General features: G+C 71.5%; 13 protein-coding genes. 5 read left to right on the top strand and 8 right to left on the bottom strand.

Going from position 1 to position 15,276, the window contains the following annotated elements:
• Positions 1 to 3 precede the first annotated feature (3 nt).
• The gene (locus ACFVYL_RS17580) at positions 4 to 1,725 is read right to left on the bottom strand and encodes an urease subunit alpha (RefSeq protein WP_389716706.1); all 1,722 of its coding nucleotides are present in this window, start codon (positions 1,723 to 1,725) and stop codon (positions 4 to 6) included.
• Positions 1,722 to 2,468, bottom strand: coding sequence for an urease subunit gamma (gene ureA / locus ACFVYL_RS17585; protein WP_389716709.1), 747 nt, complete (start codon positions 2,466 to 2,468; stop codon positions 1,722 to 1,724). Before ureA ends, ACFVYL_RS17580 begins: the two co-directional genes overlap by 4 nt.
• Before the next feature lie 155 nt (positions 2,469 to 2,623).
• On the opposite strand from ureA, the gene ACFVYL_RS17590 reads away from it, so the two are divergent.
• Entirely contained in the window at positions 2,624 to 4,051 is a 1,428-nt protein-coding gene (locus tag ACFVYL_RS17590; protein WP_389716712.1) for a cytosine permease, read from the top strand.
• A 113-nt stretch (positions 4,052 to 4,164) separates the two neighbouring features.
• Here ACFVYL_RS17590 and ACFVYL_RS17595 read toward each other — a convergent pair whose 3' ends face one another.
• Together ACFVYL_RS17595 and ACFVYL_RS17600 are read right to left on the bottom strand one after the other, a co-directional pair.
• Positions 4,165 to 5,256, bottom strand: a complete 1,092-nt coding sequence (locus ACFVYL_RS17595) for a branched-chain amino acid aminotransferase (protein ID WP_389716715.1) — start codon at positions 5,254 to 5,256, stop codon at positions 4,165 to 4,167.
• Positions 5,257 to 5,503: 247 nt separating this feature from the next.
• Positions 5,504 to 6,544 carry a 3-isopropylmalate dehydrogenase gene (locus ACFVYL_RS17600; protein WP_389716717.1) on the bottom strand — a complete coding sequence of 347 codons (1,041 nt, stop codon included), beginning with the start codon at positions 6,542 to 6,544 and terminating at the stop codon, positions 5,504 to 5,506.
• A 129-nt stretch (positions 6,545 to 6,673) separates the two neighbouring features.
• Between ACFVYL_RS17600 and ACFVYL_RS17605 the strand changes: the two genes are divergently transcribed.
• Positions 6,674 to 8,266, top strand: a complete 1,593-nt coding sequence (locus tag ACFVYL_RS17605; protein ID WP_389716719.1) for a purple acid phosphatase family protein — start codon at positions 6,674 to 6,676, stop codon at positions 8,264 to 8,266.
• A gap of 16 nt (positions 8,267 to 8,282) precedes the next feature.
• Here the strand turns inward: ACFVYL_RS17605 and ACFVYL_RS17610 are convergent, their stop codons facing one another.
• Together ACFVYL_RS17610 and ACFVYL_RS17615 are read right to left on the bottom strand one after the other, a co-directional pair.
• Positions 8,283 to 8,411, bottom strand: coding sequence for a hypothetical protein (locus tag ACFVYL_RS17610; RefSeq protein WP_361181394.1), 129 nt, complete (start codon positions 8,409 to 8,411; stop codon positions 8,283 to 8,285).
• A gap of 301 nt (positions 8,412 to 8,712) precedes the next feature.
• Entirely contained in the window at positions 8,713 to 9,240 is a 528-nt protein-coding gene (locus tag ACFVYL_RS17615) for a GNAT family N-acetyltransferase (protein WP_389716838.1), read from the bottom strand.
• A 160-nt stretch (positions 9,241 to 9,400) separates the two neighbouring features.
• On the opposite strand from ACFVYL_RS17615, the gene ACFVYL_RS17620 reads away from it, so the two are divergent.
• Together ACFVYL_RS17620 and bla are read left to right on the top strand one after the other, a co-directional pair.
• Positions 9,401 to 10,108 (top strand): nitroreductase family protein, encoded by a 708-nt coding sequence (locus tag ACFVYL_RS17620; protein WP_389716722.1) that lies wholly within the window; start codon positions 9,401 to 9,403, stop codon positions 10,106 to 10,108.
• Between the two features lie 74 nt (positions 10,109 to 10,182).
• Positions 10,183 to 11,100, top strand: coding sequence for a class A beta-lactamase (bla, locus tag ACFVYL_RS17625; RefSeq protein WP_389716725.1), 918 nt, complete (start codon positions 10,183 to 10,185; stop codon positions 11,098 to 11,100).
• A gap of 87 nt (positions 11,101 to 11,187) precedes the next feature.
• Here bla and pruA read toward each other — a convergent pair whose 3' ends face one another.
• Both pruA and ACFVYL_RS17635 read right to left on the bottom strand, forming a co-directional pair.
• Positions 11,188 to 12,828, bottom strand: a complete 1,641-nt coding sequence (pruA, locus tag ACFVYL_RS17630) for an L-glutamate gamma-semialdehyde dehydrogenase (RefSeq protein WP_389716728.1) — start codon at positions 12,826 to 12,828, stop codon at positions 11,188 to 11,190.
• Positions 12,829 to 12,880: 52 nt separating this feature from the next.
• Positions 12,881 to 13,861: a proline dehydrogenase family protein gene (locus tag ACFVYL_RS17635; RefSeq protein WP_389716731.1), complete on the bottom strand. Its 981-nt coding sequence runs from the start codon at positions 13,859 to 13,861 to the stop codon at positions 12,881 to 12,883.
• A gap of 163 nt (positions 13,862 to 14,024) precedes the next feature.
• Between ACFVYL_RS17635 and ACFVYL_RS17640 the strand changes: the two genes are divergently transcribed.
• Positions 14,025 to 15,230: a PucR family transcriptional regulator gene (locus ACFVYL_RS17640; protein ID WP_389716733.1), complete on the top strand. Its 1,206-nt coding sequence runs from the start codon at positions 14,025 to 14,027 to the stop codon at positions 15,228 to 15,230.
• The last annotated feature ends 46 nt before the right edge of the window (positions 15,231 to 15,276 follow it).

The following is a 15,276-nucleotide window of genomic DNA, read 5'->3' on the forward strand; positions in this document are numbered from 1 at the left end:
CCTTTAAAGGAAGTAGAGGCGGTTGAGGGAGACGGAGTCGGCGGGCTCGGAGCGGACGGGGTCGCCGTCGAGGGTGACGAGGCCGGTGCGCTGGTTCACGTCGACTGCGCCGGTGCGGGAGTTCAGGCGCAGGTCGGCGGGGCCGATGCCGCGCGTGCCCCGGACGGCGACGCGGCGCCTGCGGGTGGGCATCCTGTCGTTGCCCTGGTCGACGGCGGCCCGGGCGACGAAGGCCACGGAGATGTCGGCGGGCGTCGCCCCGTACGCGCCGAACTGCGGCCCGAGGACGAGGGGTTCGCAGGTGTCGGTCGCGGCGTTCGGGTCGCCCACGACTCCGTAGGCGGGGAAGCCGGACTTCAGCACCAGCTGCGGCTTGGCGCCGAAGTACTCGGGGCGCCACAGCACGATGTCGGCGAGCTTGCCGACCTCGATGGAGCCGACCTCGTGGGCGAGGCCGTGCGCGAGGGCGGGGTTGATGGTCAGCTTGGCCATGTAGCGCAGGACGCGCGCGTTGTCGTCGCGCTCGCCGTCGCCCTCCATCGGGCCGAGCTCGGCCTTCATCTTCCCGGCCATCGCGAAGGTGCGGCGCACGGTCTCGCCCGCGCGGCCCATGCCCTGCGCGTCGGACGAGGTGATGCCGATGGCGCCGAGGTCGTGCAGCACGTCCTCGGCGCCCATCGTCCCGGCGCGGATGCGGTCGCGGGCCATCGCCGCGTCGCCCGGCAGGTCGGTCTTGAGGTCGTGGACCGAGACGATCATCCCGTAGTGCTCGGCGACCGCGTCCCGCCCGAAGGGCAGCGTCGGATTGGTCGAGGAGCCGATGACGTTCGGCACGCCCGCCATCTTCAGGACGTTCGGTACGTGGCCGCCGCCGCAGCCCTCGATGTGGAAGGCGTGGATGGTGCGCCCTTCGAGGACCTTCAGCGTGTCCTCGACGGAGAGACACTCGTTCAACCCGTCACTGTGCAGGGCGACTTGAACGTCGTGCTCCTCGGCGACACGCAGCGCGGTGTCCAGCGCGCGGGTGTGCGCGCCCATGTCCTCGTGCACCTTGAAGCCGGACGCGCCGCCCTCGGCGAGCGCCTCGATGAGCGGCGCGTCGTGGGAGGACGAACCCCGGCCGAGGAAGCCGATGTTGACCGGCCAGGCGTCGAAGGCGTTGAAGGCGTGGCGCAGCGCCCAGGGCGAGTTGACGCCGACGCCCCAGACGGGCCCGAACTCCTGGCCGATGACCGTCGTCACGCCGGAGGCGAGGGAGGCCTCCATGATGCGCGGGGAGAGCAGGTGGACGTGGGTGTCCACGGATCCCGCGGTGGCGATCAGCCCCTCCCCCGACACGATGGACGTGCCGGTGCCGACGACGACGTCGACGCCGTCGAGGGTGTCGGGGTTCCCGGCCCGCCCTATGGCGTGGATGCGGCCCTCGCGGATGCCGATGGACACCTTCCTGATCCCCTGCACCGCGTCGATGACGACGACGTTGCTGATGACGACGTCACAGGTCTCGCGGACCGCGGCGGCCTTCAGGTGCAGTCCGTCGCGGGCCGTCTTGCCGAATCCGGCGAGGAATTCGTCGCCGTGCTTCTGCGAGTCGGACTCGACGCGGATCGTCAGACCGGAGTCGCCGAGCCGGACGTGGTCGCCGGCGCGGGGGCCGTGCGTCGAGGCGTACTCGTACGGGGTGAGGCGGCGCGGTGCGGCGGGGTGGCCTCCGGGGCGGCTCATCGCTCGTCCTCCTGCTCTGTCATGTCCGGCTCCTGCTCTGTGGTGTCCGGCTCCTGCTCTGCCGTGTCAGGAACGCCGAGGTAGCCGCAGGCGGCGGCCCGGCACAGGGCCTCTTCACGGGCGCCCGGCGCGTCCAGCGGCCCGTCGACCAGGCCCGCGAAGCCGATGGCGATCCGCTCGCCGCCGATGGGCAGCAGCCCGACCTCTGCGCTCTCGCCGGGCCCGAAGCGGACCGAGGAGCCGGCGGGGACGGCGAGGCGCAGGCCGTACGCGGCGGCGCGGTCGAAGTCGAGCCGGGGGTTGGCCTCGAAGAAGTGGAAGTGGGAGGTGACGGAGACCGGCACCGTCGCGGTGTTGCGCACGGTCAGCGTCACGGTCGGGGCGGGGTCCTCGTGCACGGGTCCCGGCAGGAGCGCGCCGGGCGCCTCGTCGCCGAGCCCCGGCCCGATCGGTTCCGAGACCACGGCGAGCCGGGACCCGTCGTCGAAGACGGCCTCCACGTGCACCTCGGTCACCACGTCCGCGACGCCGGGCAGCACGTCGTCCGGGCCGAGGACCGAGCGGGCCCGCTCGACGGCCTCGGCGAGCCGGGCGCCGTCGCGGGCGGCCTCGCAGACCGTGTCGGCGATCAGCGCGGTCGCCTCGGGGACGTTGAGTCTGAGGCCGCGCGCCTTGCGGGACCTGGCGAGCTCGGCGGCCCCGAAGAGCAGCAACCGGTCGCGTTCGGTGGGCGTGAGTCGCACGCGCCGTACCTCCCTGTTCCACGTTTAGAGCAACACTCTAACTACGGAATCCGCATGCGGGAAGCATTGACGGAACAGGGCTTCACACGTCACATTGAGCGCTGCTCAAATGTCGGGGCAACCATCGGGACCAAGCGAGCGTCAGGGGCACCCTCATGCCGATAGAACAGCGCGGAGTCGACACCATCCCGGACGGGGAACGCACCAGCGGCCCCCGCGATCTCGTGTCGATCCTCATCGGCTCCAACCTCTGCCTGGGGGTGATCGTCTTCGGCTGGCTGCCGGTGTCGTTCGGCCTCGGCTGGTGGGAGTCGGTCAGCGCGGTGGTGACGGGCACGGTGGTCGGCACCGCGCTGACCGCGCCGCTCGCCCTGGTCTCGCTGCGCACCGGGACGAACCTCTCGACCTCCTCCGGCGCCCAGTTCGGGGTGCGCGGCCGCCTTGTCGGCTCGGTCGTGGGCCTGCTGCTCTCGCTCGGCTACACCGCGCTGACCATCTGGATCGGCGGCGACGTCATGGTCGGCACCCTGCACCGGCTGCTCGGCCTGCCCGCCGGCGGACTCTCGTACTCCGTGGTCTACGCCCTGCTCGCGGCGGCCACCGTCGCGGGCGCCGTCTACGGCTACCGCGTGCTGCTCCGCCTCTCGCGCATCCTCGCGGTCGGCATGACGGCGCTGCTCGTCCTCGGCGTCGTCGCGTACGCCCCCGACTTCACGACCACCGCGCTGCCCGGCGCGGGCGGCTACGCGCTCGGCTCGTTCTGGCCCACGTGGCTGCTCGCGCTCGTCGCGGCGGGCCTCTCCGGACCGATCGCTTTCATCACCCTGCTCGGCGACTACACCCGCTACGTCTCCCCGGCCCGGCACAGCTCCCGCGCGGTCCTCGGCGCCGCCTGGCTGGGGCTCATCGCGGGACTCCTGATCCCCCAGCTCTTCGGCACGTTCACGGCGTACGCGGCGCGCGCGGCCCTCGACTACGCGGGCGGGCTCGTCGGCGCGTCACCCGCCTGGTACCTGGTCCCGCTGCTGCTCGCCGCCTCCGCGGGCTCGGTCGGCAACGCGGGCCTGATGCTCTACTCCATGGGCCTGGACCTCGACGCGATCCTGCCCCGCGCGTCCCGCGCCCGCGCCACGTACACGGTCGCGGGCGTCGCCACGGGCTGCGTCTTCGTCGGCCACTACGCGTGGGAGGCGCAGGACGCGATGACGTCCTTCGTACTGCTCCTGACCGCCATCGGCACGCCGTGGGCGGTCATCACGCTGATCGGGTTCGCGCGCTGCCGGGGGGAGTACGACGCGGAGGCCCTGCAGGTCTTCAACCGCCGCTCCAGGGGCGGGGTCTACTGGTATCGCGCCGGCTGGCACGTCCGGGCGACGGTGGCCTGGGGCCTGGGCGCGGTGGTCGGGCTGCTCGCGGTCTCCCTCCCCTCGTACGAGGGGCCGCTGCTGTCCCTGACGGGCGGGGTCGACTGCAGTTTTCTCCTGTCCGGAGTGGTGGGCGGTCTCACGTACACCGCCCTGACCCACCGGTCCCCGGCAGTGACTCCGCTTCCCCGGCCGGACGAGAACCCCGTACCGAGCTGACCGCCCGTTTACACCCGCCCCCCGGTGGGGGCTGGTCGCGCAGTTCCCCGCGCCCCTGACCAAACCTCCGGGCACCGCCCCCTCAGGGGCGCGGGGAACCGCGCAAGAATCGCTCAGCCCAGGTCGTGCATCCAGCCGTGCCGGTCCTTCGCCGTCCCCCGCTGCACATCGAGCAACGCGTCCCGCAGCTTCATCGTGACCTCACCCGGCTCGCCACCGCTCTGCAGCCACTCACCACCCGCGGACTTGACCGTCCCCACGGGCGTGATGACCGCGGCGGTGCCGCAGGCGAAGACCTCGGTGAGGGTGCCGTTCTCCGTGTCCGTCTTCCACTGGTCGATGGAGACACGCGCCTCCTCCGACTCGTAGCCCAGGTCACGGGCGACGGAGAGGAGCGAGTCACGGGTGACGCCCGCGAGCAGGGAGCCCGTCAGGGTGGGGGTGACGATCTTGTTCCCGTACACGAAGTACAGGTTCATGCCGCCCAGCTCCTCGACCCACTTGTGCTCGACCGCGTCGAGGTAGGCCACCTGGTCGCAGCCCTTCGCCGCCGCTTCCGCCTGCGCGAGCAGCGACGCGGCGTAGTTGCCGCCCGTCTTCGCGTCGCCCATGCCGCCGGGCACGGCGCGCACGCGGTCCTCGGAGAGCCAGATCGAGACGGGCTTGACGCCACCGGGGAAGTAGGCGCCCGCAGGCGAGGCGATGACCACGAAGAGGTATTCATTGGCGGGCTTCACGCCCAGGCCGACCTCCGTGGCGATCATGAAGGGACGCAGGTAGAGGGACTCCTCGCCGCCGTGCGCCGGAACCCACGCCTTGTCCTGCCCGACCAGCACGTCGCACGCCTCGATGAACGTCTCGACGGGCAGCTCCGGCATGGCGAGGCGGCGCGCGGAGGCCTGGAAACGGCGGGCGTTGGCGTCGGGGCGGAAGGTGGCCACCGCGCCGTCGGGCTGCCGGTAGGCCTTGAGGCCCTCGAAGATCTCCTGCGCGTAGTGCAGGACGTTCGTCGCCGGGTCGAGGGCCAGCGGACCGTACGGCACGAGCTGGCCGTCGTGCCAGCCGCGGCCCTCCGTCCACTTGATGGTCACCATGTGGTCGGTGAAGTGGCGGCCGAACCCGGGGTTGGCCAGGATCGCCTCGCGCTCGGCAGTGGCCAGCGGCGTCGAGGAGGGCTTGAGCTCGATGGTCGGCGTCGTCGTCATGAGTGCTTCGTCCTTCACGTGTGATGGTGACGGACCGCGCTCATATCCGTACGCCCAGTACTAGGACGTCCGAGTTTCCCTGCTGCTGTCACGGCCCCACGTTCGATTATCGCTCGTGGGGGTCCCGAGGGAGAAACGGCATGATTGCGGCCCGGGGGTCGATGGTGACACCCGGGGGCCGGATACGAGAAGCCGCCGGGTGTCCTTGGGGACCCGGCGGCTTCCGTCTGATCTTCGCGCTGCCGGGTCAGCCCGCTACTCGTACGGCGAGCGCGTCACCGATCTGCTCGGTCGTGCGCACGGTGTCCCCGCGCTCCGCGAGGTCGGTGGAGACCGCGTCCTCGATGCGGGCGGCCTCCGCCTCGTACCCGAGGTGGCGCAGCAGGAGGGCGACGGAGAGGACCGTGGCCGAGGGGTCGGCCTTGCCCTGGCCCGCGATGTCCGGCGCCGAGCCGTGCACGGGCTCGAACATGGACGGGAACTCGCGGCTCGGGTTGATGTTGCCCGAGGCCGCGACGCCGATGCCGCCGGAGACGGCGGCGGCGAGGTCGGTGATGATGTCGCCGAAGAGGTTGTCGGTGACGATCACGTCGAAGCGGCCGGGGTCGGTGACGAGGTAGATCGTCGCGGCGTCGACGTGGATGTAGTCGGTGGTGACCTCGGGGTACTCCGCGGCGACCCTGTTGAACACGTTCGTCCAGAGGTGGCCGGCGTAGGTGAGGACGTTGTTCTTGTGGACCAGCGTCAGCTTCTTGCGCGGGCGGGCCTGGGCGCGCGCGAAGGCGTCGCGGACCACCCGCTCCACACCGAAGGCGGTGTTGACCGAGACCTCGGTGGCGACCTCGTGCGGGGTGCCCGTGCGGATGGTGCCGCCGTTGCCCGTGTACGGGCCCTCGGTGCCCTCGCGCACCACGACGAAGTCGATCTCGGGCTGGCCCGCGAGCGGGGTCGCGACGCCCGGGAGCAGCTTCGAGGGCCGCAGGTTGACGTGGTGGTCGAAGAGGAAGCGGAGCTTCAGCAGGAAGCCGCGCTCCAGGACGCCGGACGGGACCGAGGGGTCGCCGATCGCGCCGAGGAGGATCGCGTCGTGCTGCTTGAGTGCGGCCGCGTCGGCGTCGGTGAGGGTCTCGCCGGTGGCGTGGTACCGCTTGGCGCCGAAGTCGAATTCCTTCGTCTCCAGCTTCACGTCCTGCGGAAGCACGGCGTTGAGGACCTTGAGCCCCTGGGCCACGACCTCTTGGCCGATGCCGTCTCCGGGGATGACTGCGAGATTGATGCTGCGAGACATGTCCGCACCCTACTCTCCGTCCCACGGGATGACACCGGATGTCCGGCATGCGGACAGTCGTTTCGTCGACGGCCGCTGTTCACCCGGGTGTCCGACCCCAGTTGGCACGCGCTGGGTACTCCTCTCGGCATGGACACCCCGAACGTCGGCATCCCGGCGCCGCTCGCGGCGGAGCTGAGCATGCCGGAACAACACGCCTACCTGCGCGCGAAGTTCTCCCGCCGCACGGTGCTCGCCGGTGCGTTCGCGGCGGCCGGGGCGGCGGGCGGCATGAGTCTGCTCGCCGGCGGTTCGGGCCCGTCCGGTGGTGCGGGCCCGTCGGCGGCGGGCCCCCGGAGCGCGCCGCCCGCGCCGGTGCGCGTCGACGGCAGGCTGGTGGCCCCGTTCGGGCGGCACCTCGCCTTCGGCGCCGATCCGATGACGCAGATGCGGATCTCCTGGCAGGTGCCCTTCGCGGTCAGGTCCCCCTACGTGCGCGTCGGCCCGAAGCCCTGGGACCTGAGCCAGAAGATCGAGGCGGAAGTGCGCGACCTGCACACCCCCTCGCTCTCGAAGAAGCTGCCCGCGGTCGAGCAGTACTACGTGCACGCCGCGCTCGACGGCCTCGCGCCCGGCACGACGTACTACTACGGCGTCGGCCACGACGGCTTCGACCCCGCCTCGCCCGAGCGGATGGGGACGCTCTGCTCGTTCAGGACCGCGCCCGCGCGGGCGGAGAAGTTCGTCTTCACGGCCTTCGGCGACCAGGGCGTCAGCCCGCACGCGCTCGCCAACGACCACGTGATCCTGGGCCAGAACCCCTCGTTCCATCTGCACGCGGGCGACCTCTGCTACGCGGACACCACCGGGCACGGCAAGGACTCGGACACCTACGACGCGCGCGTGTGGGACACCTTCCTCGCGCAGACCGAGTCCGTCGCGAAGTCGGTGCCGTGGATGGTGACCACCGGGAACCACGACATGGAGGCGTGGTACTCGCCGAACGGCTACGGCGGCCAGTACGCGCGCTGGTCGCTCCCCGACAACGGCTTCGACCCGGCGGGCGTGCCCGGCGTCTACTCGTTCCGGTACGGGAACGTCGGGGTCGTCGCGCTCGACGCCAACGACGTCTCGTACGAGATCACCGCCAACAAGGGCTGCACGGACGGCCGGCAGACCGCCTGGCTCGACCGGCGCCTGCGCGCGCTGCGCGCGGACGGCTCCGTCGACTTCGTGGTGGTCTTCTTCCACCACTGCGTGTACTCGACATCGACGCACGCCTCCGACGGCGGGGTGCGCGACGCCTGGCTCGACCTGTTCACCCGGCACCAGGTGGACCTGGTCGTCAACGGCCACAACCACGTCTACGAACGCACGGACGCGATCAAGGGCGGCGAGGTCGGCAAGCCCGTGCCGGTCGGCGCGTCGACGGATCCGACGCGCGACGGCATCGTGTATGTCACCGCGGGCGGCGCGGGCAAGGACCTGTACGGCTTCGGCCCCGGGGTGAAGGACAGCCACGAGGGCGACGTCCACGACCACGAGAGCATCGCGACCTTCCACTGGACGAGGTCGCGCACGCGGGCCCCGGAGACCGTGGAGTGGTCACGGGTGCGCTACACCGGCTTCTCGTTCCTCGCGGTGGAGGTGACGGCCGGGGCGCACCCGCGGCTCTCGGTCTCCGCGCTCGCCGAGAGCGGCGAGCGCATCGACCACTTCGAGGTGGCGCGCGGGTCCCGGTGACCGGCGCGCTCCGGGCTCAGTGGCCCGTCTCGCCGCCGTTGTCCCTGCGGTCGAGGGCGCGCTGGAGGGCTGCGGCGGCGTTCTTGCGCTCGGAGTCGCTCGTACGGGAGGTGTGACGGACTCGGCGGGCGGTCGTCTCGGCCATGGGAGATCCACTCCTTGAGGGAAGGGTGTTTTCGAGAACTCCCCCACTGCCTGATGCGTGGGGGGACCCCCAACGGGGCGGGGAGCGGTGGAGCGGCAGGGTTCGCCTGCATGGGGCTCCGGCTCACAACCGCCAGTCGCTTGATCAAGCGAGACGTTCGGCTTCTACAAAGCTAAGGGAGGACGGAGCGTCTGTCTCCACAATTACTCGGACTTCCTACTATCTGAGACGGCGGTCGTGCGGGCACCGCCCTGAAAGACAGGCTCTGAGCTGGGCGCCCCACCGCGGCGGACGCCCGGCCTCAGTAGACGTCCCCGTCGCGCCAGTCGATGAGGAATGCGTACGCCGGGTCGAGGTCCGCGCCCCGGAGCAGCGGAGGCTCCTCGTCCGGCAGATGGATGACGCCCTCGGGCCCGAGCGTGCCGACCGCGCCCTTCCACTCCTGCCACCCGCGTCCGAGGTAGAGCCGCGCCCCGTCGTCGGACGCCGAGAGCGCGCCCAGCTCGTACGCCCCGTCGATGACCCGTTCCAGGGCGCCCATCACCTGCCCGCCGAGGCCCTGCCGCTGCCGGTCGGGGCGGACGGCGACCGCTTCGACGTAACCGATGCGCAGGGAACGGCCGTTGTGCAGGAGGCGCCGCTGCACCACGGACCCGTGCGCGAGCAGCCGGCCGTCCTCTCCGTGGACGAGGGCGTGGACACCGCCCAGCCCGTGCTCCCAGTCCTGGTCGCCGAAGTCTCCGTCGAAGGCCTCGTCGAGGAGGGCGCGCGCGGCCCGCAGTTCGGCCGCCGTCAGATCGCTGGTGTGGGCGGTGCGCAGGGTGTTCATGGTCACGTCCCCACCGTACTCAGGCCGTATCCGCGCACGCACCCCGATAAGCCGCCCGGCGGGCGAGCGGCGCTCGCCGACCGTGCCGTTCCGGCCGACGGGGGTCCGGAATTGGTCTGCACCATGGCGTCGGGGCCGCCTCGCGCCGCAGAATCTGACCATGTCTGAAACCGAGCAGCAGCGAGAGTGGACCCCCGTCCACGGCGAGCCCTACCGCTCCGTTCCCTACCACCCCGCCCGCATGCCCGAGACCGAATCCCTCGCGCAGGCGGCCGAGTTGAAGGACCGGATGCGGGAGCGGCGGACCGTGCGCCAGTTCGCTCCGGACCCCGTACCCACGCAGGTCGTGCGCGACGCCATCGCCTGCGCGGCGACGGCGCCGTCCGGCGCGCACCAGCAGCCCTGGACGTTCGTCCTCGTCCAGGACCCGGAGATACGCCGCCGCATCCGCGAGGCCGCCGAACACGAGGAGCAGATCTCCTACGACGGCCGGCTCGGCGAGGAGTGGCTCGCGGCGCTGCGCCCGCTCGGCACGGACGAGGTGAAGCCGCACCTGACGGACGCGCCCGCGCTGATCGTCGTCTTCCAGCAGCGGTACTGGCTGGGCGAGGACGGCGCCAAGCACAAGCACTACTACGTCGACGAGTCGGTCGGCATCGCGGTGGGAATGCTGCTCTCCGCGCTGCACCTGTCCGGCCTGGCCGCGCTGATCCACACGCCGAGCCCGATGCGTTTCCTGCAACAGGTGCTCGGCCGCCCCGAGAACGAGAAGGCGTTCGCGGTGATCCCCGTGGGGTATCCCGCGCCGGACTGCCGGGTCCCCGATCTCGTACGGAAATCCCTTGACCAGGTGCTCGTGGAGGTGTGAGCGGGCCGTGCGGCGAGCGGCGCCCGGGGGACCGAAGCGGCCGCGCGGCGGAGCTCCCCGCTAGCGTGAGGATCATGAATGCCATCCCCTCCCGCAGAACGCTCCTCGGCGCCGCAGCCGCCACCCCCGTACTCCTCGCGGCCTCCGGCGCCGCGGGCGCGTCGGCCGCGACGGGCGGCGCGCCCGCGGCGGCCACCGACGACGTCCGGCGCCGGCTGCGTGACCTGGAGAAGGAGTACCCGGGCCGCATCGGCGTCCACGCGCTCCACACCGGCACCGGCGCCACCGTCGGCTACCGCGCCGACGAACGCTTCGCCATCGCCTCGACGTTCAAGGTCCTGGCCGCCGGCGCGATCCTGCGCAGGGCGCGCGAACAGGAGCCCGGCCTGCTCGACATACTGATCCGGTACGGGCGCGGCGACCTCGTCGCGTACTCGCCGCGGACCGAGATGCACCTCGAAACCGGCATGACCGTACGGGAGTTGTGCGACGCGGCGGTGACGTACAGCGACAACGCCGCCGCCAATCTGCTGATGCGGCGGATCGGCGGACCGTCCGGCATCACCGAGTTCGCACGCTCCCTCGGCGACTCCCGTACCCGCCTCGACCGGTGGGAGACGGACCTCAACAGCAACATCCCCGGCGACCGGCGGGACACGACGACGCCCGCCGTCATGACGGCGAACCTGCACAAGCTCGTCGTCGGCGACGCCCTCCACCCGCTCGACCGCGGCCAGCTGACCCGCTGGCTGGTGGAGAACACCACCGGCGACAAGCGGATCCGCGCCGGGCTCCCGAAGGGCTGGCGGGTCGGCGACAAGACCGGCTCCCCGGCCTACGGCGGTGTCAACGACGTCGCCGTGGCCTGGCCGCCCAAGGGCGGTGCGCCCCTGGTGATCTCCGTCTACACGACCCGGCTCGACCCGGACACGCCCGGCGAGGACCGGATCGCCGCGGACCTGGCCCGGATCGTCGTGGACGCGCTGGGCTGACCCCGGGAACGACACCGCCTCCGACCGGGGTGGGGCCCAGGTCGGAGGCGGGGTTCAGGGGCGGGCCGCAGGGGCCCGGGCGGGGCGTCAGCCCATGTGCGGGTAGCCGTACTCGGTCGGCGGGACCAGCGTCTCCTTGATGGCGCGGGTCAGCGTCCAGCGCTGCAGGTTCTGCGGGGCGCCCGCCTTGTCGTTGGTGCCCGAGCCGCGGCCGCCGCCGAAGGGCTGCTGGCCGACGACGGCGCCGGTCGACTTGTCGTTGATGTAGAAGTTGCCCGCGGCGTAGCGGAGCTTCTCCATCGTGTACGCGGCGGCGGCGCGGTCGCCCGCGATGACCGAGCCGGTGAGCGCGTAGTCGGAGGCCGATTCCATCTGGGTCAGCATCTCGTCGTACGCGTCGGCCTTGCTGTCGTCGTACACGTGCACGGCGAGGAACGGGCCGAAGTACTCGGTCTTGAAGACCTCGTTCTCCGGGTCCGAGCACTCGACGACGGTCGGGCGCACGAAGTAGCCGACGGAGTCGTCGTACGTGCCGCCCGCGACGATCGTGCAGGACTCGTCGGACTTCGCGCGGTCGATGGCCGCCTTGTTCTTGGCGAACGCGCGCTCGTCGATGACGGCGCCGATGAAGTTCGACAGGTCGGTGACGTCACCCATCTTGATGCCGTCGACCTCGGCCGCGAACTCCTCCTTGAACCCGTCGTTCCAGATGGACGCGGGGACGTAGGCGCGCGAGGTGGCGGAGCACTTCTGGCCCTGGAACTCGAAGGAGCCACGGGTCAGCGCGGTCTTCAGGATCGCGCGGTCGGCGCTCGGGTGCGCGACGACGAAGTCCTTGCCGCCGGTCTCGCCGACGAGGCGCGGGTAGGTGCGGTACTTGGCGATGTTCTCGCCGACCGTCTTCCACAGGTGCTGGAAGGTCGGGGTGGAGCCGGTGAAGTGGATGCCGGCCAGGTCGCGGTGGTTGAGGGCGACCTCGGAGACGGCGATGCCGTCACCGGTGACGAGGTTGATGACGCCCTTGGGCAGGCCCGCCTCCTCCAGGAGCTGCATGAGCAGCACGGCGGCGTGCGTCTGCGTCGGGGACGGCTTCCACACGACCACGTTGCCCATCAGGGCCGGGGCGGTGGGCAGGTTGCCCGCGATGGCGGTGAAGTTGAACGGCGTGATCGCGTAGACGAAGCCCTCGAGCGGGCGGTGGTCCAGGCGGTTCCAGACGCCGGTGGAGTTCGCCGGGGGCTGCTCGGCGAGCAGGTCACGGGCGTACTTCACGTTGAAGCGCCAGAAGTCGACGAGCTCACAGGGGGTGTCGATCTCGGCCTGCTGGGCGGTCTTCGACTGGCCGAGCATCGTGGAGGCGGCCAGCGTCTCGCGCCACGTCGTGGAGAGCAGCTCGGCGGCGCGCAGGATGATCGCGGCGCGGTCGTCGAAGGACATCGCGCGCCAGGCCGGGGCGGCGGCGAGCGCGGCGTCGATCGCGTCCTGGGCGTCCTGCTGCGTGGCGCCGCGGCCGGTGCCGATGACGGCCTGGTGGTTGTGCGGCTGCACGACCTTGAAGGGCTCGCCGCCACCGAGGCGCTTGACGCCACCGATGGTCATCGGCAGCTCGATGGGGTTCTCGGCCAGCTCCTTGAGCTTGGTCTCGAGGCGGGCACGCTCCGGGGAACCGGGGGCGTAGCCGTGCACCGGCTCGTTGACCGGGGCGGGGACCTGGGTCACAGCGTCCATGAGTTCCGTATCTCCTTAAGAGGGTCGAGGGGGTGGGAGCTCAGCCCTTGGTTCAGTCCTTGGTGAGGATGGAGCGGGCGAAGAAGAGCAGGTTGGCGGGCTTCTCGGCGAGACGGCGCATGAAATAGCCGTACCAGTCGGTGCCGTAGGCGGTGTACACGCGCATGCGGTGGCCCTCGGCGGCGAGCCGCAGGTGCTCGTCGCTGCGGATGCCGTACAGCATCTGGAATTCGTACTCGTCCAGTTTGCGCCCGGCGCGGCGCGCGAGCTCCTGCGTGATGGAGATCAGGCGCGGGTCGTGGGACCCGATCATCGGGTACCCGTCTCCCTCCATCAGGATCCGCAGGATGCGGACGTACGCCTTGTCGATCTCGGCCTTGTCCTGGTACGCGACCTCGGCGGGTTCCTTGTAGGCACCCTTCACGATACGCACCCGGCTGCCGTTCGCGGCGAGCCGCCGGGCGTCGGCCTCGGTGCGGAAGAGGTAGGCCTGGATGACACAGCCGGTCTGCGGGAAGTCCTTCCGCAGCTCGTCGTGGATGGCGAACATCGAGTCGAGGGTGGTGTGGTCCTCGGCGTCGAGGGTGACCGTGGTGCCGATCGCGGCGGCGGCCTCGACGACGGGCCGCACATTGGCGAGGGCCAGCTCGTGGCCGCCCGGGAATCGTTCAGCGAGCCCGGAGGGCTCTCCGTTGAGGGCGGTGGTGGGCGACGGGAGGGACTGTCCGAACATCGACAGCTTCACGGACATCTCGGCCCTGGTGCCGAGACCGAGGTCCTTCAGGCGCCCGATGAGCTCCAGGTAGGCGTCGCGCGCCTCGTGGGACTGCTCGACGGTGGTGATGTCCTCGCCCACCACGTCGAGGGTGACCTCCAGGCCCTTGTCGGCGGCGTCGACGATGACCGGGACGACCTGGTCGACGCTCTCACCGGCGATGAACCGGGCCACGACCTGCTTGGTGCCGGGGGCCGCCGATACAAAACGGCGCATCTTGTCGCTGCGCGACGCGGCGAGGATCACGGGACCCAGCACGGGGCACCTCCACGGGTGTACGAAATCGAGGGGCCGTACCGGCAGAGCCCTCCACGGAGGGAACGCGGCGGTACGGCACGGAGAACCACCGTGAAATCTAAGGATCCCCCCGGACACGGGCCATCGACAGCTGTCACGCATCCGTGCCCTGGATCTCAGACAGATGTCTGAAGAACGCGGCGGGGTGCGTGAGAATGGGGTGGTGAAGGGTGACTACCAAGAACTGGTCGACGAGATCTCGGCGCTGCTCGGCGCCCCGGCGACCCTGGAGAACCGGGATTTCGAGCTGATCGCCTTCGGCGCGCACGACGGCGGCGGCGACGGCGACAGCGGCTTCGACGCGACCGTCCTGGACCCGGTCAGAACCCGTTCGATCCTCACCCGCCGGTCCACGGCCGAGGTCCGCTCCTGGTTCGAGAGCTTCGGCATCACCCGCGCCACGACCCCCGTCCGCATCCCGCCCACCCCGGAGGCGGGGGTCTACCGGGGCCGCATCTGCCTTCCCGTACGCCACCGGGGCTTCGCCCTCGGATACGTCTGGCTGCTCGACGACGAGCCGGGCCCCGGCGATCACCAGCTGACCGCCGCCATGGAGGTGGCCACCCGGATCGGCGCGCTGCTCGCCGACGAGGCACAGGCCGGCGCCGACCTGACCCGGGAGTTCCGCGCGGTCCTGACGGCCGAGCGCGGCTGGCAGCGCGACATGGCGGTGGCCTCCCTGCGCACGGCGCTCGGCACCCGCGGCGACGGCCTGCACGCGGTGGTGTGCGTGGCCCCGTGGCGCTCGGCGGACCCGGACGACGCCCCGGCCGCCCGTACGGTGCCGGGCGCGGCGGCGGTGTGCACGGTGCCGTGGGGCACGACCGCGCAGTCCTTGGCGGCCCTGGTGCGCCTGCGCTCGGCCGACGCGCCGTCCCCCGCGCACACGGCGGCGGCACGCCTCCTGGAGTCGGCGCGGGGGGCCGCGGCCGGTATCGCGGGGGCCCGGCACGGCCTGGAGGACCTGGGCGCCGCCTGGTGGGAGGCGTCGGCGGCGGCGCGTGCGGCGCTGGCCGAGCGGCGCTTCGGGCCGGTGGCGCAGTGGTCGGACGTGGGGCCCTACCGCCTGCTGACCGCCCTGCCGCCGGAGGCGGCGCACGACCCCGTGGCACGGCAGCTCCTCGGCCCCACCCACCGCGAACTCGCCCGCACCGCCGAGGTGTTCCTCGACTGCGCGGGCCAAGCGGGCCGGGCGGCGGCGGAGTTGGGCATCCACCGCCAGACGCTCTACTACCGTCTCTCGCGGGTCGAGCAGCTCACCGGCCTCGACCTGGACGAGGGCGAGGACCGCCTGTTGCTGCACATGGTCCTGAAGTCGTCACGGCTGTAAGGACCTGTCGGTTCCGCAACTCCGTTGGCACTTCCACGTTCAGCAG

The organism is Streptomyces sp. NPDC058308 (assembly GCF_042880275.1).
Classification (GTDB): domain Bacteria; phylum Actinomycetota; class Actinomycetes; order Streptomycetales; family Streptomycetaceae; genus Streptomyces.

Bases quoted from the DNA above. Each gene is read 5' to 3' on its own strand.
- ACFVYL_RS17615 (WP_389716838.1), bottom strand. From the start codon at position 9,240: ATGAACACCCTGCGCACCGCCCACACCAGCGATCTGACGGCGGCCGAA.
- bla (WP_389716725.1), top strand. From the start codon at position 10,183: ATGAATGCCATCCCCTCCCGCAGAACGCTCCTCGGCGCCGCAGCCGCC.
- ACFVYL_RS17610 (WP_361181394.1), bottom strand. From the start codon at position 8,411: ATGGCCGAGACGACCGCCCGCCGAGTCCGTCACACCTCCCGTACGAGC.
- ACFVYL_RS17600 (WP_389716717.1), bottom strand. From the start codon at position 6,544: ATGTCTCGCAGCATCAATCTCGCAGTCATCCCCGGAGACGGCATCGGC.
- pruA (WP_389716728.1), bottom strand. From the start codon at position 12,828: ATGGACGCTGTGACCCAGGTCCCCGCCCCGGTCAACGAGCCGGTGCAC.
- ACFVYL_RS17595 (WP_389716715.1), bottom strand. From the start codon at position 5,256: ATGACGACGACGCCGACCATCGAGCTCAAGCCCTCCTCGACGCCGCTG.
- ACFVYL_RS17580 (WP_389716706.1), bottom strand. From the start codon at position 1,725: ATGAGCCGCCCCGGAGGCCACCCCGCCGCACCGCGCCGCCTCACCCCG.
- ACFVYL_RS17590 (WP_389716712.1), top strand. From the start codon at position 2,624: ATGCCGATAGAACAGCGCGGAGTCGACACCATCCCGGACGGGGAACGC.
- ACFVYL_RS17620 (WP_389716722.1), top strand. From the start codon at position 9,401: ATGTCTGAAACCGAGCAGCAGCGAGAGTGGACCCCCGTCCACGGCGAG.
- ACFVYL_RS17640 (WP_389716733.1), top strand. From the start codon at position 14,025: ATGTCTGAAGAACGCGGCGGGGTGCGTGAGAATGGGGTGGTGAAGGGT.
- ACFVYL_RS17605 (WP_389716719.1), top strand. From the start codon at position 6,674: ATGGACACCCCGAACGTCGGCATCCCGGCGCCGCTCGCGGCGGAGCTG.